The organism is Pseudomonas chlororaphis, from assembly GCF_001921865.1.
GTDB classification, from domain to species: domain Bacteria; phylum Pseudomonadota; class Gammaproteobacteria; order Pseudomonadales; family Pseudomonadaceae; genus Aquipseudomonas; species Aquipseudomonas chlororaphis_D.
The window spans coordinates 677397-700512 of record NZ_MSCT01000020.1 but is presented as its reverse complement, the minus strand read 5'-3'; the positions used below and the strand labels follow the sequence as shown (position 1 = coordinate 700512).

At 56.6% G+C, this 23116-nt stretch carries 10 protein-coding genes; 2 read left to right on the top strand and 8 right to left on the bottom strand.

The window, feature by feature from the left end:
- Positions 1 to 45: 45 nt before the first annotated feature.
- From BTN82_RS31240 to BTN82_RS26185, 4 genes are all read right to left on the bottom strand, one after another.
- Positions 46 to 10212, bottom strand: coding sequence for an Ig-like domain-containing protein (locus tag BTN82_RS31240; RefSeq protein WP_148169615.1), 10167 nt, complete (start codon positions 10210 to 10212; stop codon positions 46 to 48).
- A 513-nt stretch (positions 10213 to 10725) separates the two neighbouring features.
- On the bottom strand, positions 10726 to 11292 hold the full coding sequence (locus tag BTN82_RS26195) for a YybH family protein (RefSeq protein WP_081375519.1): 567 nt from the start codon (positions 11290 to 11292) through the stop codon (positions 10726 to 10728).
- A gap of 26 nt (positions 11293 to 11318) precedes the next feature.
- Complete coding sequence (locus BTN82_RS26190; protein ID WP_075121946.1) at positions 11319 to 11978, bottom strand: response regulator transcription factor; 660 nt, start codon at positions 11976 to 11978, stop codon at positions 11319 to 11321.
- 142 nt (positions 11979 to 12120) lie between these two features.
- Positions 12121 to 13329 (bottom strand): EAL domain-containing protein, encoded by a 1209-nt coding sequence (locus tag BTN82_RS26185; RefSeq protein WP_186828449.1) that lies wholly within the window; start codon positions 13327 to 13329, stop codon positions 12121 to 12123.
- A 737-nt stretch (positions 13330 to 14066) separates the two neighbouring features.
- Between BTN82_RS26185 and BTN82_RS26175 the strand changes: the two genes are divergently transcribed.
- The gene (locus BTN82_RS26175) at positions 14067 to 16445 is read left to right on the top strand and encodes an ATP-binding protein (protein WP_075121944.1); all 2379 of its coding nucleotides are present in this window, start codon (positions 14067 to 14069) and stop codon (positions 16443 to 16445) included.
- Between the two features lie 97 nt (positions 16446 to 16542).
- Positions 16543 to 17787, top strand: a complete 1245-nt coding sequence (locus BTN82_RS26170; RefSeq protein ID WP_081375516.1) for an EAL domain-containing protein — start codon at positions 16543 to 16545, stop codon at positions 17785 to 17787.
- A 109-nt stretch (positions 17788 to 17896) separates the two neighbouring features.
- Here the strand turns inward: BTN82_RS26170 and BTN82_RS26165 are convergent, their stop codons facing one another.
- From BTN82_RS26165 to BTN82_RS31960, 4 genes are all read right to left on the bottom strand, one after another.
- Positions 17897 to 18562: a histidine phosphatase family protein gene (locus BTN82_RS26165; RefSeq protein ID WP_075122023.1), complete on the bottom strand. Its 666-nt coding sequence runs from the start codon at positions 18560 to 18562 to the stop codon at positions 17897 to 17899.
- Between the two features lie 329 nt (positions 18563 to 18891).
- Complete coding sequence (locus tag BTN82_RS26160) at positions 18892 to 20601, bottom strand: carboxylesterase/lipase family protein (protein ID WP_075122022.1); 1710 nt, start codon at positions 20599 to 20601, stop codon at positions 18892 to 18894.
- Between the two features lie 1206 nt (positions 20602 to 21807).
- Positions 21808 to 22686 carry a hypothetical protein gene (locus BTN82_RS26155; protein ID WP_075121943.1) on the bottom strand — a complete coding sequence of 293 codons (879 nt, stop codon included), beginning with the start codon at positions 22684 to 22686 and terminating at the stop codon, positions 21808 to 21810.
- A 120-nt stretch (positions 22687 to 22806) separates the two neighbouring features.
- The gene (locus BTN82_RS31960; RefSeq protein WP_186828448.1) at positions 22807 to 22902 is read right to left on the bottom strand and encodes a YadA-like family protein; all 96 of its coding nucleotides are present in this window, start codon (positions 22900 to 22902) and stop codon (positions 22807 to 22809) included.
- Positions 22903 to 23116 lie beyond the last annotated feature (214 nt).

Below are 23116 nucleotides of genomic sequence, written 5' to 3'. Positions count from 1 at the left end.
AAGAGTAGCCCTGGGCCTTGCGGCCCAGGTTGTTTTCAATACGACTTAGATGACGGAAACTCCACTTTCCACCCAAAGATCCTTCTTTGTCGTTGTATCGATATAGTGCAAGTAGTCACGACCGTCCGACGACGCTTTAAATCCATCGGTCTTCCAGGAGTCCGGCAGGTCCAGTACAGAAGCCGACATCGAACCGGATACCGTACCGTCAGGCTGCAGGATATCTTTCAATGTCACCGTCAATGGCGCCTCGGACTGATCATCCATGGGTTGCAGTTTGAATAACTTGCTGGTGTCCAGTTTCTGTTCCTGCAGATTGAGCCTGGGCAGACTGGCATGGTCGTCGTTGTTCACGTCAAGCAAATGTTGAGAGGGGGCATCCGTTCCTGTCAGATCGGCAGGCGAGTTCGACCCCAATGGCACTTTTTCCAACTCGGCCACAAGCCGGGCATCGGCAATATGCACATTGAGGGTTGACGTTACCGTCTCGCCATTCTTGTGCCTGACCACATACTCGAAGGTATCCGTTTCATTCAACCCCGCCAGGTTGAGTTTTGGGGTGTAGGTATATTGGCCATCTGCCTTGATTTTCAAGTCGCCGAACTTGCCGTTAATGGTGTGTTCGGCGTTCTCGGACAACGAAGTCTTGCCGACGCTGGTGATAGACGCATCGTCCTGGGAAAGCAGGTCACCCGATACTCCAGGGGGGGTGAGCGTGATGGTAAAGCTGGACTCCACTATCGCCCCTGACGCTTCACGGGCTTCATAGGTGAAGGTTTCCGACTGCTCCGAAGGCGTGGCATCTTGATCTTGCTTATAGCTGGCCCGGCCGTCGGTTCCAATGAGCAACTCGCCATGCTTGCCTGGTATCGCGGTATATGCCTCGTTCTCCAGCTCCCTGCCATTAACCTTGAGAAGCTTTGCCCTTGGCGAAAGAGTAAGGTCGCTGGTGATCAGGCTGCTGGCAAAGCCTCCTGCGAAGGACTCCCTGGTGATTGTGGTTGTATATTCTTTTCGCCCCAAACCCAATAAGCTTTCATCGATGATAGTTAAGCGATAGTCGCCGGGGGTTTCATATGTGATGGAAGTAGTTGACCCGTTTAGGTCGGACTTGAAGCCCTTGCCAAGCAGATTCAGGTTGACAAACTCACCCCCCATGCTTCGATCTAAATTAACCCATTCATTTCCGACTCGCTTATCCACCGCCAACTCATTGGAACGGAGCAAGTCACCACTGAGCTGATTTTTATTACTTATCCTCACTTCCACCCTTTCGTTCTCGGCCACGGAAAACTCTTGCGTAGCTTTGGAGGGAAACCAGGATTCCTTACCTAAATGATCAGTCACTTTATCGGCTAGTTTACTAATGACCGAACTAAGAGGGACATCAATGGGGGCAGTCTCGGTTTTCGTAAGTTTATTGATGCCTGGATCTATAAAGAGACCGACCTGCACTTCCTGGGTTTGCGCCGCGAGCTGGAATGGTGCCAGTACGGAGGTCTGAGGCGACAAGGGTGACTGCTTATCCATAGATAAGGAGAACACATGCAGCGTTGTCCCGCCCATCTGTACCTCGATGGGGACGTCATAACTGCCGTCGTCGCCAACCCTCTGTTCGCCCAGCTCATTGCCCTTGGCATCCGTGACCACGACAGTGCTGTTGGGCGCGGCCTTGCCGAAGACGCTCTTGCCATCGGCGCTGATCGATGCGCTCAAGGCGACCGGCGGAGCAGCTCCCTCCACGAGAGCATCGGGTTGTGGCGGTCGGGCGACATCGAGCGCCAGTGTTTGCACGTATGCCGGGGCGGACTCAACGCCTTGCCCTTGAGCCGTGACGGTCAACGACTGGCCAGCCGGCTGCTTGGCAATGGTCGCCACGAAGGTACCGTCAGGCCCGACCACGCCAGAGCCGATTTCGTTGTCCTGGGCATCCTTGACGCGAATTGTATCGCCGGCCTTGGCTTTGCCCGTCACCTGCGTACCGGACTTGTTGATACTTACTTCGGTCGGCGTATTGGCGTCGATATATGAGGTTATGACCGTCGCGGAATCGGAGACCTTGTCCTTGTTCTGCAAGACGACGTTCAACAGCCTACCGACTGGCTGAGGGGCAATGCTGAGCTGGAAAGCCCCATCCGGCCCAACCAGCCCCTTGGCGATCACCGTCTGATTGTCCGCGGACTTGATCAGGGCGATGGTGTAGGGGGTGCCTTTGCCTTGAACCTTGGTGCCCGTGGCATCGATGCACAGATCGAACGGTTTGGCCGGAATCTGCTCCCCATCGAGCGGGACCAGCAACAGGGCTGGTAGCGAGGTTTTCACAGCATTTTCCGCGGTTACGGAAAGCCTGCCACCACCTGCCTGCAACGGGATATTGGCCGAGAAGAAACCGTCAGGCCCGGTGGCGAACGTACCCAGGACCTCAAGGGTATCGAGATTGACGATCTTCACCGTCTCTCCCACCTTGGCCTTGCCCAATACCCGGGTACCGTCCGGGTTGATACTCAGGTCGGTAACTGGCGAGACCGTTTCCAGCTCGGCCACAAGTCGGGCATCGGCAATATGCACATTGAGGGTCGAAGTGACCGTCTCACCGCTCTTATGTCTGACCACATACTCGAAGGTATCCGTTTCATTCAACCCCGCCAGGCTGAGTTTTGGGGTGTAGGTATATTGGCCATCTGCCTTGATTTTCAAGTCGCCGAACTTGCTGTTGATGGTGTGTTCGTCGTTCTCAGGCAACGGAGTATTGTTGACGCTGGTGATAGACGCATCGTCCTGGGAAAGCAGATCACCCGATATCGCAGGGGGGGTGGGCGTGATGGTAAAGCTGGACGACCTTATCGCCCCTGACGCTTCAAGGGCTTCATAGGTGAAGGTTTCCGGCTGATTCGAAGGACTGGCATCTTGATCCTGCACATAGCTGGCCCGGCCGTCGGTTCTAATGTGCAACTCACCATGTTTGTTTCGTATAGCGGTATATGTGTCGTTCGCCAACGTCTTGTCATTAACCTTGAGAAGCTTCGCCCCTGGCGAAAGAATAAGGCTGCTGATGATCGCGTTGTTGGCAAAACCTCCTGCGAAGGGTTCCTTGGTGAACGTGATGGCATATTTTTTATCCCCTACACTCAATACGCTTTCATCGTAGATAGTGATGCGGTAGTCGCCGGGGGTTTCATATGTGAAGGAAATACTTGATTTGTCCATGTCGGACTTGATGCCCTTGCCAACTAAGTTGGCAAGTTCTCCCTTGGGGCCGCGCTCATTTACATTAATCCATTTGTCTCCGACTTGCTTCTCTATCGTCACATTACTGATACGACCAAAGTCGGCATTGAACCGAGTATTATCACTTATCTTTACTTGCACCCTTTCGTTCTCAGCCACGGAAAACTCTTTCGTAACTTCGGAGGCTGACCGGGGTTTCTTGCCGAAAAACTCACTCACATTGTCGGCTATGTCACCAACGGACGTACTAATGGGGTTATCAATGATAGTGCGTACGGTGTTCGTAAGTTCATTGAGGTATGGATCGATGAATAGACCGACGTGGGCTTCCTGGGTTTGCGCTGTCAACTGAAATGGTGCCAGTACGGGCACCTGAGACGACTCACCCGCCATGGCCGCGGTGAGCACATATAGCGTTGTTCCGCCCACCTGTACCTCGATGGGTACGTCATAACTACCGTCGTCGCCAACCCTCTGTTCGCCCAGCTTATTGCCCTTGGTATCCTTGACCTCGATAGTGCTGTTGGGTGCGGCTTTGCCGAAGACGCTCTTGCCATCGGCGCTGATCGATGCGCTCAAGGGGGGCGGCGGAACCGCTCCAGCCACGAGAGGAACGATCAACTCACCAGGCAGCGACTCCTTGCCCGCCACTTCAGCCACGACCTTGACCGGAGTACCTGCGGCCAATTGGGCGATCTGTGCTGTGAATGTACCGTCTGCCTCGGCCAGGACCGGGCCCGCTAGCAGATTACCGGCAGCATCTTTGACCGATACGCTCGCGCCTGGCTCGGCCTTGCCGCTGATCCTGGTTGCGCTGGCGTCGATACGGGCATCGGGTTGTGTCGGTCGGGCGATATCGAACGCCAGTGTTTGCACGTATGCCGGGGCGGACTCAACGCCTTGCCCCTGAGCCGTGACGGCCAGCGACTGCCCAGCCGGCTGCTTGGCAATGGTCGCCACGAAGGTACCGTCAGGCCCGACCACGCCAGAGCCGATTTCGTTGTCCTGGGCATCCTTGACGCGAACCGTATCGCCGGCCTTGCCTTTGCCTGTCACCTGCGTACCGGCCTCATTGATACTCATGCCGGTCGGCGTATTGGAGTCGATATAAGGGGCTATCACCGTCGCGGAATCGGAGACCTTGTCCTTGTTCTGCAAGGCGACGTTCAACCGCTGACCGCCCGGCTGGAGGGCAATGCGGAGCTCGAAGGCCCCATCCGGTCCAACCAGCCCCTTGGCGATTTCCGTCTGATTGTCTTCGGACTTGACCAGGGCGATGGTGTTGGGGACGCCCTTGCCTTGAACCGTGGTGCCCGTGACATCGATGCTCAAATCGAACGGTTTGGCCGGAAACTGATCCCAGTCGTACGGGACCAGCAACAGGGCTGGCAGCGAGGTTTTCGCTCCCTTTTCCAGCGTTATGGAAAGCTTGTCACCCCCCATCTGCAACGGGATATTGGCCGAGAAGAAACCGTCAGACCCGACGGCGAACGTACCCAGGTCTTCCTTGGTATCGAGATTGACGATCCTCGCCGTCTCTCCCACCTTGGCCTTGCCCAATACGCGGGTACCGTCCGGGTTGATATTCAGGTCGATGGGCGGCAATGGCCGTTCCGTGTCGATAACCGGCGCCACGATCACGATAGCCGGTGAAGCATGCCCCTTGTTGTAGGCAGTCAGGGTCAGGTCCACCCTCGAATCCTGTGGCGTATTCAGGGCAATCTCGATCGCGCCGTCCTTGCCTGCGACACCACTGCCCAGTTCCACGCCCTGAGCATCCATGACCTTGATGATCTCGCCTGGCTTGCCATTGACCGCCACGTGAGTCCCGGTGTCGTTGACTTCACCATTACGCGGTGCCAGAACCGGCACCGCGATGCTCGCGGGAGCAGACACCAGATTGCCCGACGTCAGGGTCCCTTCGAGCGACTCAAGGCTGGCAATGGACGGCAGGATCGCACTGCCCTTGCCCTGTTGATCCAGTATCACGGAAATGGCGGTCCCGGCCGGGACATCGATTTGCACGGTAGCGCCCGGCTTGCCCTCGAGCATCAGTTGTCCGGTCAGGGCATCGACCGGGCCCAGTACGGGCTTCAGCAGTGGGGTCTCGACCTGCGCGGCAGATGATTGTTGCCCCCCCTTTTCGACGATCACGCGCAACGACTCGCCGCCCGCGTCGTGAGTCAGTTTGATCACGCCTTGGCCCAGGGTATCCAGGGTCACAGGCGAGCCGACGGGCTTGCCGTCCTTGTCTTGCAATTGCACGCTGGCCCCCGGGGTGCCGGTGACTGGCAACTTACCCGAGACTGGATCGACTGCCCCCAGCTGTGGGGCCAGCAAAGGCACATCCACCGTCGTAGTTGGCAATGGCTTACCGTCTGCGCCGGTGGTCACCACCTTGATTGGCTGGCCACCCATGCTTGGCGGTACGTTGACGACTCCCTTGCCCTGGGCATCCAGGGTCACAGGCGAGCCGACGGGCTTACCGTCCTTGTCTTGCAATTGCACGTTGGCGCCCGGGGTGCCGGTGACTGGCAACTTGGCGGAGACTGGATCGATTGCTCCCAGCTGTGGGGCCAGCAAAGGCACATCCACCGTCGTAGTTGGCAATGGCTTACCGTCCGCGCCGGTGGTCACCACCTTGATTGGCTGGCCACCCATGCTTGGCGGTACGTTGACTACCCCTTGGCCCAGGGTATCCAGGGTCACAGGCGAGCCGACGGGCTTACCGTCCTTGTCTTGCAATTGCACGTTGGCGCCCGGGGTACCGGTAACTGGCAACTCGCCCGAAACTGGATCGATGACTCCTGGCTGTGGGGCCAGCGAAGGCACATTCACTGTTGTAGCTGGCGATGGCTTACCGTCCGCACCGGTGGTCACCACCTTGATTGGCTGGCCACCCATGCTTGGCGGTACGTTGACGACTCCCTTGCCCTGGGCATCCAGGGTCACAGGCGAGCCGACGGGTTTGCCGTCCTTGTCTTGCAATTGCACGTTGGCGCCCGGGGTGCCGGTGACTGGCAACTTGGCGGAGACTGGATCGACTGCTCCCAGCTGTGGGGCCAGCAAAGGCACATTCACTGTTGTAGTTGGCGATGGTTTACCGTCTGCGCCTGTGACCACCACCTTGATTGGCTGGCCACCCATGCTTGGCGGTACGTTGACGACTCCCTTGCCCTGGGTGTCCAGGGTTACAGGCGAGCCGACGGGCTTACCGTCCTTGTCTTGCAATTGCACGTTGGCGCCCGGGGTGCCGGTGACTGGAAGCTCACCCGAAACTGGATCGACTGCTCCCAGCTGTGGGGCCAGCAAAGGCACATTCACTGTTGTAGTTGGCGATGGTTTACCGTCTGCGCCTGTGACCACCACCTTGATTGGCTGGCCACCCATGCTTGGCGGTACGTTGACGACTCCCTTGCCCTGGGTGTCCAGGGTTACAGGCGAGCCGACAGGCTTACCGTCCTTGTCTTGCAACTGCGCGTTGGCGCCCGGGGTGCCGGTGACTGGCAACTTGGCGGAGACTGGATCGACTGCTCCCAGCTGTGGGGCCAGCGAAGGCACATTCACTGTTGTAGTTGGCGATGGTTTACCGTCTGCGCCTGTGACCACCACCTTGATTGGCTGGCCACCCATGCTTGGCGGTACGTTGACGACTCCCTTGCCCTGGGTGTCCAGGGTTACAGGCGAGCCGACAGGCTTACCGTCCTTGTCTTGCAACTGCGCGTTGGCGCCCGGGGTGCCGGTGACTGGCAACTTGGCGGAGACTGGATCGACTGCTCCCAGCTGTGGGGCCAGCGAAGGCACATTCACTGTTGTAGTTGGCGATGGTTTACCGTCTGCGCCTGTGACCACCACCTTGATTGGCTGGCCACCCATGCTTGGCGGTACGTTGACGACTCCCTTGCCCTGGGTGTCCAGGGTTACAGGCGAGCCGACAGGCTTACCGTCCTTGTCTTGCAACTGCGCGTTGGCGCCCGGGGTGCCGGTGACTGGCAACTTGGCGGAGACTGGATCGACTGCTCCCAGCTGTGGGGCCAGCGAAGGCACATTCACTGTTGTAGTTGGCGATGGTTTACCGTCTGCGCCTGTGACCACCACCTTGATTGGCTGGCCACCCATGCTTGGCGGTACGTTGACGACTCCCTTGCCCTGGGTGTCCAGGGTTACAGGCGAGCCGACAGGCTTACCGTCCTTGTCTTGCAACTGCGCGTTGGCGCCCGGGGTGCCGGTGACTGGCAACTTGGCGGAGACTGGATCGACTGCTCCCAGCTGTGGGGCCAGCAAAGGCACATTCACTGTTGTAGTTGGCGATGGTTTACCGTCTGCGCCTGTGACCACCACCTTGATTGGCTGGCCACCCATGCTTGGCGGTACGTTGACGACTCCCTTGCCCTGGGTGTCCAGGGTTACAGGCGAGCCGACAGGCTTACCGTCCTTGTCTTGCAACTGCGCGTTGGCGCCCGGGGTGCCGGTGACTGGCAACTTGGCGGAGACTGGATCGACTGCTCCCAGCTGTGGGGCCAGCGAAGGCACATTCACTGTTGTAGCTGGTGATGGCTTACCGTCTGCGCCTGTGACCACCACCTTGATTGGCTGGCCACCCATGCTTGGCGGTACGTTGACGACTCCCTTGCCCTGGGTGTCCAGGGTTACAGGCGAGCCGACGGGTTTGCCGTCCTTGTCTTGCAATTGCACGTTGGCGCCTGGGGTACCGGTGACTGGCAACTCGCCCGAGACCGGATCGACTGTTCCCACTTGTGCAGGCAGTGAAGGCACATTCACTGTCGTAGCTGGCGATGGTTTACCGTCCGCACCGGTGGTCACCACCTTGATTGGCTGGCCACCCATGCTTGGCGGTATGTTGACTACCCCTTGGCCCAGGGCATCCAGGGTCACAGGCGAGCCGACGGGCTTACCGTCCTTGTCTTGCAATTGCACGTTGGCGCCCGGGGTGCCGGTGACTGGAAGCTCACCCGAAACTGGATCGACTGCTCCCAGCTGTGGGGCCAGCAAAGGCACATTCACTGTTGTAGTTGGCGATGGTTTACCGTCTGCGCCTGTGACCACCACCTTGATTGGCTGGCCACCCATGCTTGGCGGTACGTTGACGACTCCCTTGCCCTGGGTGTCCAGGGTTACAGGCGAGCCGACAGGCTTACCGTCCTTGTCTTGCAACTGCGCGTTGGCGCCCGGGGTGCCGGTGACTGGCAACTTGGCGGAGACTGGATCGACTGCTCCCAGCTGTGGGGCCAGCGAAGGCACATTCACTGTTGTAGTTGGCGATGGTTTACCGTCTGCGCCTGTGACCACCACCTTGATTGGCTGGCCACCCATGCTTGGCGGTACGTTGACGACTCCCTTGCCCTGGGTGTCCAGGGTTACAGGCGAGCCGACAGGCTTACCGTCCTTGTCTTGCAACTGCGCGTTGGCGCCCGGGGTGCCGGTGACTGGCAACTTGGCGGAGACTGGATCGACTGCTCCCAGCTGTGGGGCCAGCGAAGGCACATTCACTGTTGTAGTTGGCGATGGTTTACCGTCTGCGCCTGTGACCACCACCTTGATTGGCTGGCCACCCATGCTTGGCGGTACGTTGACGACTCCCTTGCCCTGGGTGTCCAGGGTTACAGGCGAGCCGACAGGCTTACCGTCCTTGTCTTGCAATTGCACGTTGGCGCCTGGGGTACCGGTGACTGGCAACTCGCCCGAAACTGGATCGACTGCTCCCAGCTGTGGGGCCAGCAAAGGCACATTCACTGTTGTAGTTGGCGATGGTTTACCGTCCGCACCGGTGGTCACCACCTTGATTGGCTGGCCACCCATGCTTGGCGGTATGTTGACTACCCCTTGGCCCAGGGCATCCAGGGTCACAGGCGAGCCGACGGGCTTACCGTCCTTGTCTTGCAATTGCACGTTGGCGCCCGGGGTGCCGGTGACTGGAAGCTCACCCGAAACTGGATCGACGACTCCTGGCTGTGGGGCCAGCGAAGGTACATTTACCGTCGTAGCTGGCGATGGCTTACCGTCCGAACTTGTGGCCACCACCTTGATTTGTTCACCACTCATGCTTGGCGGCACATTGACTACCCCTTGGCCCAGGGTATCCAGGGTCACAGGCGAGCCGACGGGCTTACCGTCCTTGTCTTGCAATTGCACGTTGGCGCCCGGGGTACCGGTAACTGGCAACTCGCCCGAAACTGGATCGATGACTCCTGGCTGTGGGGCCAGCGAAGGTACATTTACCGTCGTAGCTGGCGATGGCTTACCGTCCGAACTGGTGGCCACCACCTTGATTTGTTCACCACTCATGCTTGGCGGTACGTTGACTACCCCTTGGCCCAGGGTATCCAGGGTCACAGGCGAGCCGACTGGCCCGCCGTCCTTGTCTTGCAATTGCACATTGGCGCCTGGGGCACCGGTGACTGGCAATTTGCCGGAGATCGGATCGATTGCTCCCGCCTGTGAGGGCAGTGAAGGCACATCCACCGCTGTAACTGGTGGCACGTTGACTACCCCTTGGCCCTGAGCATCCGGGGTTACAGGCGAGTCGGCGGGCTTGTCGTCCTTACTGTCTCGCCCACTGGCCACCAACGCTACCAAGCCCCCGAGTCCAAGGGCACCCACCAGCCACATGAAGGTACTATCCCCACCCGCTGAAACCAGCAGCTCATCTATGCCGGAAATCTCTTCTAAAGACAGGGACGCCTCATTCTCCCCATAAGCGGCATGCCAATAGTGTCCTTGATCTTCCAGCACCAACTCATTGCGTGCGCCGTCAGGCGCAGCAACAAAGAACCCCTCAAGAACAATCTGTTTCCCCGAGCTCAGCTCGATAACCAGATTGTTCCCTGATTTATAATAAGACTTCATGTCTTGCGGGCTTAATGAGATTTTTACGATGCCGGGAGCTTTTACCGATACCAGATTACCTGTTACCTGTTCAGTAACCTTTCCGGATTTAATGTCTATCAAACTAGTCAGTGCCATTTTCAGTTACGCTCCAGAAATATAAATACACACTAAAGATTCAACGCACCACACTGCCAATTGCAGATGGCCCGCAAGCGACATGAAGCGATCCAGAGTGAATGCTGGCTAGTTTGGTAAGAAAAATCTTTAGGAGTACTCCTAAATTTAGGATGCCGTCAGTTTGATGAAAAAACCTGGGAGCGCTGCTCGTTCCACATCAAGGGAATACAGCGTGGCCATATGCTCTTGCACGCGCGCAATATTGCTCTTTCGGTGGGGGCAGAGGTGGTTGGTCAAACAGAGGCTTGAGTCCCGGTGATGTGCACTCGGACAAGGCAGCGGAACTTCTCAAGCAAAAGCGTGGGCAAAATGATTATTGCTGGCGGTCAGGTCCGACTGGTTATTGACACCAGTGTTACCCCGTTCAGGACTGGGAGCTGGTCATGGATGTCAATGGCACTTGGGAAACTGACAGACAGAGGCTCGTGCGTCATTTCGACGCTTTCTTCATTATCGGTTGAACATTACTGTTCAGGGCAGTTCCTGGGGCAGAACGTCTCCCCGGTCAAGAACTCCAAATGGATTATCGATGATGTAGCGCCAGATGCCGTCATGCCTACGGCATAAAACGTCGGTTGCAGTTCCTCCAATATCTATTTCCGTTCCATCCTTGGTTGTACCGCGAAGACGCCAATCAGAAACTTGCAGGGCCATATCGCCGGATACAAACAAGTTTCGTCTAGTAGAGTGTATTGGAAGGCCAAGGCTGAAGAACTTTTCCAACTCAAGTGCAATAGCGTCCTTGCCGCGATGAAGCGTGCCCGTTACATCAACCATGATGCAGTCGGTGTGAAATAACTCCAGCGCCGCTCCGACGTTGAGTGAGGTGAAGTTTTTTGCCGCGACGGAGAAAAAGTCTTCTGCCGTTTTGGCGTATTCGATTTCTTTTGGCATATGATTTTTTCTTTTCAGAATAGTGAAAAATTGTAGTTCACAAAAAAGCTCACCGAGAATGACTTGCAGGCCTGCCTTTAGAAACTTATTTAAACGCTCCGCACGTTCATGCCTTTTTCCATGGCCGTAGGTATGTGGCGTCATGTGGGCATGCGTGAGCGTTATGTAAACTACTCTAGCGTTTTCATGATCTTGAACAGGCCATTGTTGGAGGTTATCCCCAGCTTGCGGAACGCAGTGGCCTTTTGTGTGCTGATGGTCTTGATGCTGCGGTTGAACTTCTCGGCGATCTCCGTGATGGTCATGCCGTCGAGATAGCAGCGGATCACTTCCTGCTCGCGCGCCGACAGTACCGCAAGTTGCAGAGCGTTATCGCTAATCAGTTGAGGGGGCTCGTTAATCTGCTGGATGGCGTCTGCCACTTTGTAAGAGGCTTCTGCGCTCAGGTAAATGGCCCCGGAAGCAACCATTCGGATCGCCTTGGCGAGGCCTGACAGGTCTTCATCCTTGCCAATGAATCCGCGCGCGCCAACCCGCAGCGCCAGCGACACGGTGGCCGAGTCGTTCTGGGTTGACAGCACTAGTATCCGGCAGGCAGGGAAGCGTACTTGCAAGGCGCGGATGAGCGAGACGCCATCGAGCTCGTCACGGCCGAGAACGAAATCCAGCAAAAGGACATCGGCGGGCACCGTAGGCATGTCTCGCATCAGCTCGCGGCTGTTTTTATATATTCCGACGATTGCTATACCGGGGGTGCCGCCGAGGTGGCTGACAAGGCCTTGGCGAACGACGGCATGGTCGTCAAGTAATGCAACGCGTACAGGCTTCATGGTTGTTAGACGGCGCTCGGTATGGACCAGTCGACCCAAAGACTAAGTCATGAGAATAGCCGTTACTGGCGTCTGATCGAGAGTTTTTTAGGTGCAGACACATCTGCTCCTGCAACGGTTGTGCGCAGGCTCTAGCCGTGCACTATCGCGCCACAAGGTTCAGAAACTCATCCTGCTCCAGCGGGTGTGCCAGGGCGAATCCTTGTCCGGTGCTGCAGCCCAAGCGGTTGAGCAGTTCGATGCTGGATCGATCCTCAATGCCCCCAGTCACCAGGTTCAAGTTGAAAAGGCTGGCAAGGCTGACGATGCCGGAAATGATCTCGCTCGATTGTGGAGATTGTCCCGCTGCCCTGACTAGCTTTCCGTCGATTTTCATTTCATCGAAGGGGATGTGCGCCAGCAGAGCCAGGGTTGCGGCACCGGCAGCGAAATCGCCGAGGGAAATCAGGAAGCCCTTTGCTCGCAGCGTCATGATGGATGCCGACAGCGCCAGCTCGTTGTCAGGGGTCATTTGTTCGGTCAACTCGATCTTCAATCGCCGGGTGGGCAACCCGGCCTTGTGCATCTTGGCTGCCAGTCGGGTAGCCAGTCCGGCAGCACAGAGCGTGCGGGCCGATGCGTTAATCGCGATGGGAATGTCTATGTTTTGGCGATCGAGGATGCCGAGGATCTCGATCACGGTCTTCTCGATATAGCTGAACAGCAACAGGTCTAGCCCTAGCTTGTCGACCATCGGGATCAGTATCGACAAGGGTATGTCGCCGTGGAGTGGATGTCGCCAGCGTATCAGTGCTTCGGCACCGACCACCCGATGGTTTGCCAGGTCGTACTGTGGCTGCAGCATCACCCGCAAATCGTCCCCTGTGGTCACCACGGATACGACATCATCTTCGCTGAGCAAGAGCTCCAACTTTTTGGATTGCAACAGGATGGGGTCCGAGTGTTCGGTACTGGCAAGTTTTTCGAGTACCCGCAGTAATTGATCGGGATGATTCTCGGCGACAATCTCGACTTGAATGCCTGAGGCTCTAGTTAGGCTGGCATGCGATTCCAGGGCGGCGCTGGGAATGTCATTGATGGTATCCATCCGGTCATGCTCGATGCCGGCGACCAGCGAAATCGCATTGTCAGGCGTGCTGGTTTGTATCGTCCAGACAATATGTGGAGCCCTGCGTAACCGGTCCGAGGCGTTAAGCTCGCTAACCCAGCACGGGAGCATCAGGCTATCGGCCTGGTCCGCATGAATTTCGGCCATAACGATGTCGACAGGTTGCTTGCGCAGGCGCAGGTTACTCAACGATTCGACGTGTTCGATATGGAAAAGATCGCTACCGCTGAGGCGCTCGGTCATGCGCAATGCGTACTGTTTGTCGCGGCTTAATATGACCAGGCTGATTCGGGAGTTAGGTGCGGGGTTGGGGGGCGAGTTTTTCAACTTGAGGGTCGCTTGATGATTGCCGTGATAAGCATTTAAGCAATGCCCCAGCATCGCGCTCTATAGGATTGCTCCTAAAAATTATGTGAGATGGCACTTGGCGCCTATTTGTAGCTCTAGGTGCCTGGCGGCTTTTTAGGACTATTCCGGTATCGGTGGCGCGATGGACCACGTAAAAAGGCCGCAGCAATAGCAATAATGTCAGCGTACCCTCACCAGCGTCGGCAACAGACTGACCAAAGCGGCCAATAGTTGTTCGGGCTATCGTTGGTAAGCCGCAAGCTCAACACACAAGGCTCGGTGCGAATCGGGCTTTGCTGGGGTGGGTGATCGACTCCAGGCGATGGAGAGAAGATCGTTGTTTGGATGCCCACACGTCATTCCAATTCGCCTGGCTGCGCTTATTGTTTGCCGATATTGTACTAACGACCGGGGCTAAGGCCGCCAACAAGAGTATTGATCGCGTCAGGGGGGGCGATCAAAAACTGTGAGGTCATCCGCTGCTTTCCAAGAGGCATGGCTGTGAGAGAAATCGCAAAAAAAATAGACCGTAGCGCAAAAGCCATCAGCCCCCAGAAGGCGAGGGCATTTCGCAAGGTGGGAGCAGCCTCCTATATTGAGTTTTTTGAACTCAAGTACGCGTTGCAAATGCCATGAAATGGAGAGCAGCGCTTTGGCCCGCCGTTTTATTTGCCTGGTTGCCGCCAGCACTCTCCCAACACCTGGATCTGACTCAGGAGGAGCGCGCCTGGATTGCTGCGCACCCAGTCGTTCGTATGGCTGTCGAGCCTAACTGGAAGCCGCTCCAGTATGTGGAGGACGGTCAAGTCATGGGGCTGGTGTCCGAGTACATCTCCGTCATCGAGCACAGCACAGGCCTTCGCTTTGAGCCCGTGCCCGATAGCGGAGTCGGGAGGGAGAGGATAGAGAAGTTTCAGCGGGGTGAGGTGGATGTACTTCCAGGGATAATGCAGATGTTTGCGCCGCAATCGATTGTCAATGCCGCCATCTTCACGAATGCCTATTACATGGGAACTACGATAATTGTCGCGCGGAAAGATAGTCGGGCGGTATTCGATTTACATCGATTGGATGGGCAGGTTGTCGCTGTCAAGGAGAACAGTTCATACGATACCGCCATCAGAGCGCTCTACCCAAATGTCAAAATCCTTGGAACGCGAACTCCCGAAGACTCTCTAATCGCGGTCATTGAAGGGAGGGCCGAGGCTGCAATAGATATTGCACCTGCGCTGCTGCCTTATTTGCGAAGCGATTATGATGAAGAGTTGTATGTCTCCGGTGGAATAGCCCGTTTACCGATGGAGCTCTCCATGGCTGTACGACGCGACTTGCCGATCTTGCACCGTATCATCGACAAGGCGCTGGCATCCTTGACCGCCGACCAAATCGATGAAATGGAGCACCGTCAGCTCGAGTCGACCAACTATGGCAGGCCATCGCTGGCAATAATATTTCGCTATTACAGCATACACATGGTACTGGCCTTGATTGGGCTATTGCTGATTGCCGGATTTGCGATTCAGGCCAGGCAGCAGCGGCGCCTGGCTATGCGCAGCGAGAAAGAGAAAACGATGTTTCTGGCCGTGCTTAGCCACGAGATTCGCTCACCGATGAACGCCATTCTCGCCTCAATGGAGTTGCTGATGCAGCGTACTGAGCTGCCAGAGGAGTCTCATCGTTTACTGGCTGTAGCTTCCAGCGGTGCGGAGAACCTACTGTATCTATTGGATGATGTTCTGGATATCTCCAAGCTGGAAGCTGGGCGGTTACAACTTGATCTAGGCCCTGTGGACATTATGGAGCTGACGCATTCCGTTGTAGATCTGCTGGCGCTTAAGGTACAAAACGGTGTTGGGTTGGAGCTGATGCAAGAGCATCCCATCGAGTTTCATCTCATGTTAGACAGGTTTCGGGTAGAGCAGGTTTTGCATAACCTCATCTCGAATGCCATCAAGTTCACGCCTAAAGGCGGCGTAACGATCAGTATTAAGTTAGATATCAGTGCGCTCCCGTTAACCAAGCATCAATTGCAGATCCGTATAGTGGATACGGGTATCGGGATAGACTCCGAAGCTCTTCAACGACTTTTCCATCCCTACGCCCAGGCTACCCCGAATACGGCACGTAAATTTGGTGGCACCGGGCTTGGCTTGACGATCTGCCGGCAACTAGTGGAGTTGATGGGCGGTTCGATAGAGCTGGAAAGCGAACTTGGCAAGGGTACTGTCGTCTCAGTACGGTTGCCCTGTGATACCTACATTGCCCCCGCACATCTGCAGGAGCAGGCAATGTCCAGGCAACTATTCGATGTGGCGGCGACAGAGCACGCGCTTCGGGTCTTGCTGGTAGAGGATACGCCCGCCAATCAGGTGGTCCTCCAGGCTCAGCTCGAAGCCCTGGGCTGCCATTCGATACTCGCCCCGGATGGCGATAAGGCCTTGCTTGCGCTTGAGCAGGGTGCCTATGACATCGTGCTGTTGGACTGTGATCTCCCAGGTATTTCCGGCTATGAGGTGGCCCGCCAGTGGCGGGCTGTGGAGTCGTCGCTCAGCCTTGCGCCCGTGCCGATTGTGGCGATCTCTGCCTCGAGCGATGAGGAGCACACCATTGCCTGCTTCGAAGCGGGCATGGATGGGGTGTTGAAGAAGCCCATCAAGCTGGGCAAGTTGAGAGATGCACTTCAACTCTGGACAGATATGCCCGTAGCGCACATCGACGACGAAGCTATATTCGTTATGGATGAACGAGCGGCTATCGCGGACTTATGGGACGACGTGCATGCACTGCGGGTCGCAGTTGAAATGGCTGACATGGAAGAAGCGACGCATTGGGTGCATCGATTGATTGGCGCGTTCGCGGTATTGGAACAGTCGGATATGGCATCGTTGGCAAGATCAATGGAGGCCGGGTTCAAGGTCGGGCCATACAGCTCTGCACTGGCTGACCTGGTCCGGTTGGAACAGTTGTTGGCGCACTATGCCTTGTCGGTCTCAGACAGAACTTCACCATGAGATTGCGATCGAGCATCTTTTAATCCTATTCCGATAGTCTGCCCACTGCACGCCTACGTACAGTGTTTGGCATCGCTACTTGTACAGGATAGATACAATGCCATCGCGTCTGATGCAGGGAGAGCAAGACAGTACGTTGCCACAGGTGCTTATCGTGGGGGCAATTGACGGCATCGGTTGCGCCCCATCTTTCACCTACGAGGCGCAGGTCGTGACTACCTTGAGTGCGGCGGCCTGTGCACTGGCTACGCGACGGTTTGACGTTGTGCTGAGTGGGATCTCGGTGGAGTGTGACGAGGGGTTGGCCTTGCCTGCATTGCTGCTTGACCTCAAGCGGCAATGCCTATTGTCGAACTTGCCTGTCGTCATATGGTACGGCGCACAAGAGCGCGGATTGCTGGAGTGGCATGTACGCTTGGCCGGGCGTGCGGGTGTGAGAGTCCTGCTCTTCTCGTTGTCCAGCGCTAATGTCGATTTGAATGTCGCCAGCGCACTAGTGGAAAGTGCAGCCAATGGGGATGTAACTCAGTATGGCGAAAATCATGCACCCAATATGCATGAACTGGTGCGTGCCCTCATGACCGATAACGGTTTCAGAATAGTGCTGCAACCGCAAATCGACCTGGAAACCGGCGAGATTGTAGGCGCCGAAGCGTTAGCACGTTGGAGTCATGTGTCCAAGGGGGTTATTGGGCCGTCGACCTTTGTGCCGCTAGCGCGCAAGGCCGGATTGGAACTGCTGCTCTTTCATGTGGTGGTGACCAGGATCATTGCGCTTTTGAGTGAACTGTACCGTCGAGGTATTGCGGTGCCGATTGCCGTAAATGCTTCGGCCGAGACGTTGTCCACTGCTGGGATTGGTCGCTGGCTCGGCCGACAGCTTCAAGACGCCGCTGTTCCTAATTCGTTGCTCACGATCGAGTTGACGGAAGACGTGCCGGTGGGTGATTGGCTCGCCTTGTCGATGGAGTTGGGATGTCTGCGCATGTGGGGTTTCCCGATTGCGATGGATGATTTTGGTTGTGGCTTTGCTTCGATTGACTTGTTGACTCAAATGCCATTTTCCACACTCAAAATTGATGGTCGCTTCGTACAAGGCATGGAGCATGACTCCGGTTGTCGTGCGGCGGTTTGCGCGGCGATATCGATAGGCCAGACCATGGAACTGAATATCGTCGCTGAAGGAGTTGAATCTTCGTGGCAGATTGACGCGCTGCTTGAGCGGGGGTGTCGTATAGGACAGGGCTTTGCCCTGTCGGTGCCTCTGGAGGTGGACGAGTTCATGCGCGTGCTCGCCATCGGGAACCTGAGTTCCGTCACTGCAATGGCCAATAAGACATAGCTGGAGACGGTCTGGTGGTTGTGGTGAAAACCCAACGTGAGGCGGATCGCTAGGTCTTGCCACTGCCAGCCGAATCGCGCCCGCGTGCCCTATACGTCGTAAGCCGCCACTAATCCTGGTATCGGTCTGGAAGCCAGGCAGTCGCAACGGGTCGGGTCGGGCAATCAGGCTCACCATGGTCGAGGCCTTGGGGCAGGCTTCGGCTGAGCAGCTTTGCGTTGCCATCACGCCAGGTCAGAGTCAGTACATAGAGCGTGTCGAAATCATCGCGGTGCCAATCCTCGGCAATCATCTGCTCCTCACCCAGAGCCTTGCCAGCCACGGCATTGATCAATTCCGGCAGATAACCACGGGACCAGGCAATGTAGACCGTTGCGTTGTGATACTTGCCGCTCAGAAGCTCGCCGGCCAACTCGTCAGTGTCATTGGCGCCAAAGTCGATATTCACCGGTAGGCCGAGGTGGATGGCGCTGGGGCTGATCGTCATCAGTGGGCGGATATAGTTATAGCGTTGATCCTGGCTGCCTTCCTTGACATGCCTGGAGGGGTTGGCGGCGAACACGTAGTCGGCCTTGCCGAAACGCTCGGGCAGCAGGGTGGCGAGATCCAGGGCGCGGTTGAGCCCCTGGCAGTTCAACTGGCCGAGGCCCTGGCTGGGCTTTTCTGCATGGCGCAAAAAAACCAGAGTCTGAGTACCGTCAACCGGTTTCACCTGGCGCTCGAGCACTTCGAGAAACAGCAGCGCGGCTACGTTGACAAGTGTCAGGCCGAGCAGCCAATAGTGAAAACGGGGGTGAAAGGCAGCCTTGGGCGGTGGAGGTAAGTTTTCCAACTTGAAGATCACTCGGTGATTGTTAGGGCAATACACTTAAGCAACAGCGCATCATCGCCCTCTATAGGAATTTGCCTAAAACGTTGCGTGAGATCGGGTCTGCCCCGGGGGGAGTGACCCCTTCGAGGCCGGTGCTGCGTTGCGGGCAAATTGGGATCATCTATCCCCTGTCTAGCCCCAGCTCTACCGTGAACTCAATGCCGGTAGATCGCTTGTAGCATTACGCGTGTCCGATCATGCGTAATGCCACATCGCGCAGCACGTCATAGTGCCTACTGCTCACTAATGCGCAGTTGTGTTGGTGTCGCATCCAGCAGCAACCTGCGTGGAAAAGTCGCCCAGGTGGCGCCGAGTGCTTGTGTATTCGGATTGCCGGTCTTCGCAAAGGCCGCAAGGCTTTCGATCATTGTGTTCGACAATGCCTCACGCCCCGCTTTGTTCGCATTGCTGTACGCGAAGGAGAAAACGTTCGTTCCGAAATTGCCGAAGATAAACGGTAGATCCAGCGAATGTGTTGCGCCGTACACGGTGTTAAACGGTGCTGGCTCCTGATTCCAGTCGAAGCGGTAGTGCCAGACCTCGTCCGGTTGCCGCATGGCCAGGGCAATGAGTGGCAGTGTCACCCCACGATAGAAGATGGTATCCGTCGCAAGGGCCGCCATTGCATTCCACCCATAGGGCAATGCCGTCACCGGCAGATACGGGGCACTGATCAAGTCAGCCTCGGTCAGCGTGCCAGGCGCATTTGGATTGAAATTGAACTGCAGGCCGAATCGATCGTAGTCGTTTGGCTTGTAGCCCGAAATGGCGCTACCGGAGCTCTTGCCGAACAGTTCGGCAAATAGCGTGCCTTCGTCCTTCGTATTGCCGGCGAGCACCGGTACTTTCTGGTATTGCCCATTCGCGAGCGCTGCAAGCGAGTTCTTCGGCAGGACGTTGCCGTCCTCGATTGCCGCGCGTGCGTCACCCAATTGCGGGTTAGAAATCATCACCCTGAGAAGCTTGTCGGCCGGGATACCGCGCAGATACGCCGCAACCTGCGCGCTCGACTGCGATGCGAGCCAGGACTGTGCAGACGTGGCGTCCGTTGCCTTGCCGTCGGCAATGACGATCGCCGTCAGCAACGCCCGCGAGTAGGTCTGTGCGTCTGCCCGAGAAGTGGTCAAGAGGCCGCCGCTCAACGGTACAACCTTCTGGAACAGCCCGTTCGACAAGGGCGAAACGAGCAGGGCCCAGACATTGACTGCGCCCGCGGATTGCCCCATCACGGTGATGTTGTTTGGATCGCCGCCGAACGCTGCGACGTTGTTTTTCACGAACTTCAGCGCCTGCTGTTGATCGAGCAGGGCGAAGTTGCCGGAGTCCGCTAGCGCGTGGCCAGTCTTGAGCGGTTGCAGGTCAAGCCAGCCGAGGATTCCCAGGCGGTAATTGATCGTGACGACGACGGCATTGGCCTTCTTCGCAAGTGCCTGTCCGTCGTAGATGGGATCAGCGGAATATCCGGAGACGTTGCTACCGCCGTGGATGAAAAAAATGACTGGGAGCGGGCCGCTCGCCGCTGCCGGACTCCAAATGTTCAACGTCAGGCAGTCTTCGTTGCCCACCGGCTTGCCGAAACCTTCCCGCACCGCGAGGCCATAGGGTGCATCATTCGGCGCGGGACTGAAGTACACGCCTCCTTGCGCGCACGAGTGCCCGAATTGTTGCGCGGTGCGCACACCGTTCCACGACGCGGGATCAGCCGGCGGCATCCAGCGCAACGCGCCAACCGGCGGCTGTGCATACGGAATACCAAGCCAGGCATAGACACCCGTGGTGGCGCTGCGATCGAGACCGTTGACGATGCCGGCGCTTGTGACTCGCTGGGTGGGTGGCGAATCTGCGGTTCGCCAGGTGGGCAAGGAATTGCCTGCGCACCCAGCCAGCAACAACGCCAGGGTTGACGTGAAAACTCCCGCGGCGGACCGAAAAATTGAGGTCATGTCTTGTTTCCCCTTGCTAGAGTGAATTTTGTATATGGTTGAGGCCGGCCCGCTGGAAACCGTTTGGGAAGCGCGATACCGAGCGGCTCGATAGATCAATAGGTTGCGAAACCTCTCCCAGCAGGAGTGGCGCCCCTCGCTATGCGCGGCTTCGATCTCGTGGTGTTGATTGTGAGAGGCAACTTGTATGTCTAGGCCGAGAGCCGCGCGCGCCAAGCTCCTCTGCGCGTGACTCGTCAAAGGCTTTGCTCATGGTTGGGATTTCTTTCCTGAAACCTGGCTTTCCCAATGTTTCTAAGGGGGGTAGTCCAATAAAGAAACTTGGTGTGCCGGGAGCAATTTTTCTGGACTAGTCAGGGATGGCAAGGCGTATACGGGTACACGCCTTGCCTATAGGCTTCGGTATTGGTTGTTCTGTTGTCGCTTGTGACATCTTGATAATGCAGTCTTCTTGAAGGCCATCTTCGTAGGTCATCGCTACTGATATGGTCGATGTACCGTCTTCGTTCAAAATCGTGGTTGTGCTTTTGTTACTCTCAAGCTGCTTATGGGTTCCACTGCTAGTGCTAGAGCCTGCCGATGTGAACCCAGTCGCATCAACAGTCGGGACAAAAAGCAAAAGTATTACTATAAATCTAGACATTACCGTCACCATATCCGAACCATTCGCTTAGCTACCCGGAATCCAGTGATTGAGTTGTACGTGCTGGGCTTCTGGTTTGTGTGTCAGAACTAAATTCTTGGTCGATCTTTGGGCCCTGCGAATGCCGTGCCCTGATACTTGCAAAGTTTTCAATATTGGCTGGCGCATTGTACTGCGGGGTTTTCAATCAAAACTAAAAGGTAGCGCAAGCTATAAGAGCTCCCCTGTATGCAATCGACCTTAAAGCACGTATATAGCTGCGTTAGCTTGAGGCTATAAGATTAGAAGAACCGCGATACCTAGAAACAAGGTCACCGTCAGAAACCTAATGTTTTCATTGCGTCGAAATTCGCATCATAAAAGCTCATGCAATGTGACGCTTAGGCGTGCAAAAAAAAATAGGAATACTCCTAAAAATGCTGTCGCGGTCTAATAAAATCGGGCACCCATATTGTGTGAGCGGAGTCTTGAGCGCTTCTGGTCGAGCGGCGGCTCGAGCGCATTCATTGCATCGACATGCGTCGGATCATGCTGAGGCCTCTTTGAGTTGCGGCCTGGCGGGGCTAGAGCGGCATACCCGCCAGTTGAGCGGCATTTCCCGGCAAGTAGGCGACTTTCAGCAAATAGGTTTTGCCTAAGAGCTTGCCTTCGCCAAACCAGGTGATGCCATGGTGCTGCAGTTTCAAACCTGAAAAATCATAGGCAAACGATGTTCGGGTGCTACTGATGAAGATGAACTGATCGGCATCCAGTCTCAGCACTTTGTACGTGGTGCCGCGCGGTGGTAGGTGCTCTTTCACCCGTTGCAAATAAGCGGGCGCCAGGCGCACGAACATTTGCATCGACAGCTGGCGATACTGCTCCAGCGTCAGTCCGGGGCGGCTCTGCAGTTCGGCGGCGATCAGGGCGAAAATATCTGCATTGGTTTGCGCAATCGCCAACTTGTGGGGCAGGGCTTCCAGCAGTTTCGCCTGGTCGATCTCCAGCGAAGCTGTTTTGGCTTGACCGTTCTTTTCCTGAGCGGCAATGGCCGGAGCTTCTTTCATGAGTTCGCTCAGGCCCAGCGGCGATAACACCGTGGTCGCCAGGTATGCCGCGCAGGCGCTGGCTTGGGTTTGTCGGTCGCCATTGACCAGCAGTGATAACGGGTGGCCCATCGGTGGGATATCCCTGGGAGTACCACCTTGTTGCTGAATGAAGGCATTGACGTTTTCCTGCGGGATATCGCCTCTGGCCAAGGCGCACAGTTGTTCCATGATCAGGGGCTGTTTATGCGGGGCCAGTAGGTCAGCGAGGTTATGTACAGCGTTTTGCAGGATGGGCAGGGCGGGCAGGTCAAGCCATTGGGGGCGAGCCTCGACGGCGTTCTTTGTCTCTTTGCAGCCGGACAGCCCCAGAGCGAATACTAGGCCAAGGCTGGAAAGCAGCAGCTTGAGTTTCATCAACATGGTCCTGCAGTGAAATACACGGGAATGATTGCCCCTTTATAGCGGGAGGGGCGGCCCTGAAGGACAAGGCACGGTTGGTGCCGTGCCTTGCGTCTCATCTGTCGAGCTTGCGGCTTACCACTGATAGCCAACCCCCACGGCTACGCCGGTATCGTTTTGGCTGCTGGTGGTGCCCATCAGGTTGGTGGGCCAGCGGCCGTTGTCCGACACATGGGGGGCGAGCCTCGACGGCGTTCTCTGTCTCTTTGCAGCCGGACAGCCCCAGAGCGAATACTAGGCCAAGGCTGGAAAGCAGCAGCTTGAGTTTCATCAACATGGTCCTGCAGTGAAATACACGGGAATGATTGCCCCTTTATAGCGGGAGGGGCGGCCCTGAAGGACAAGGCACGGTTGGTGCCGTGCCTTGCGTCTCATCTGTCGAGCT

Coding starts and splice junctions, on each gene's coding strand:
- BTN82_RS31240 (WP_148169615.1), bottom strand. CDS start 10,212: ATGGCACTGACTAGTTTGATAGACATTAAATCCGGAAAGGTTACTGAA.
- BTN82_RS26195 (WP_081375519.1), bottom strand. CDS start 11,292: ATGACGCCACATACCTACGGCCATGGAAAAAGGCATGAACGTGCGGAG.
- BTN82_RS26190 (WP_075121946.1), bottom strand. CDS start 11,978: ATGAAGCCTGTACGCGTTGCATTACTTGACGACCATGCCGTCGTTCGC.
- BTN82_RS26185 (WP_186828449.1), bottom strand. CDS start 13,329: ATGACCGAGCGCCTCAGCGGTAGCGATCTTTTCCATATCGAACACGTC.
- BTN82_RS26175 (WP_075121944.1), top strand. CDS start 14,067: ATGAAATGGAGAGCAGCGCTTTGGCCCGCCGTTTTATTTGCCTGGTTG.
- BTN82_RS26170 (WP_081375516.1), top strand. CDS start 16,543: ATGCCATCGCGTCTGATGCAGGGAGAGCAAGACAGTACGTTGCCACAG.
- BTN82_RS26160 (WP_075122022.1), bottom strand. CDS start 20,601: ATGACCTCAATTTTTCGGTCCGCCGCGGGAGTTTTCACGTCAACCCTG.
- BTN82_RS26155 (WP_075121943.1), bottom strand. CDS start 22,686: ATGAAACTCAAGCTGCTGCTTTCCAGCCTTGGCCTAGTATTCGCTCTG.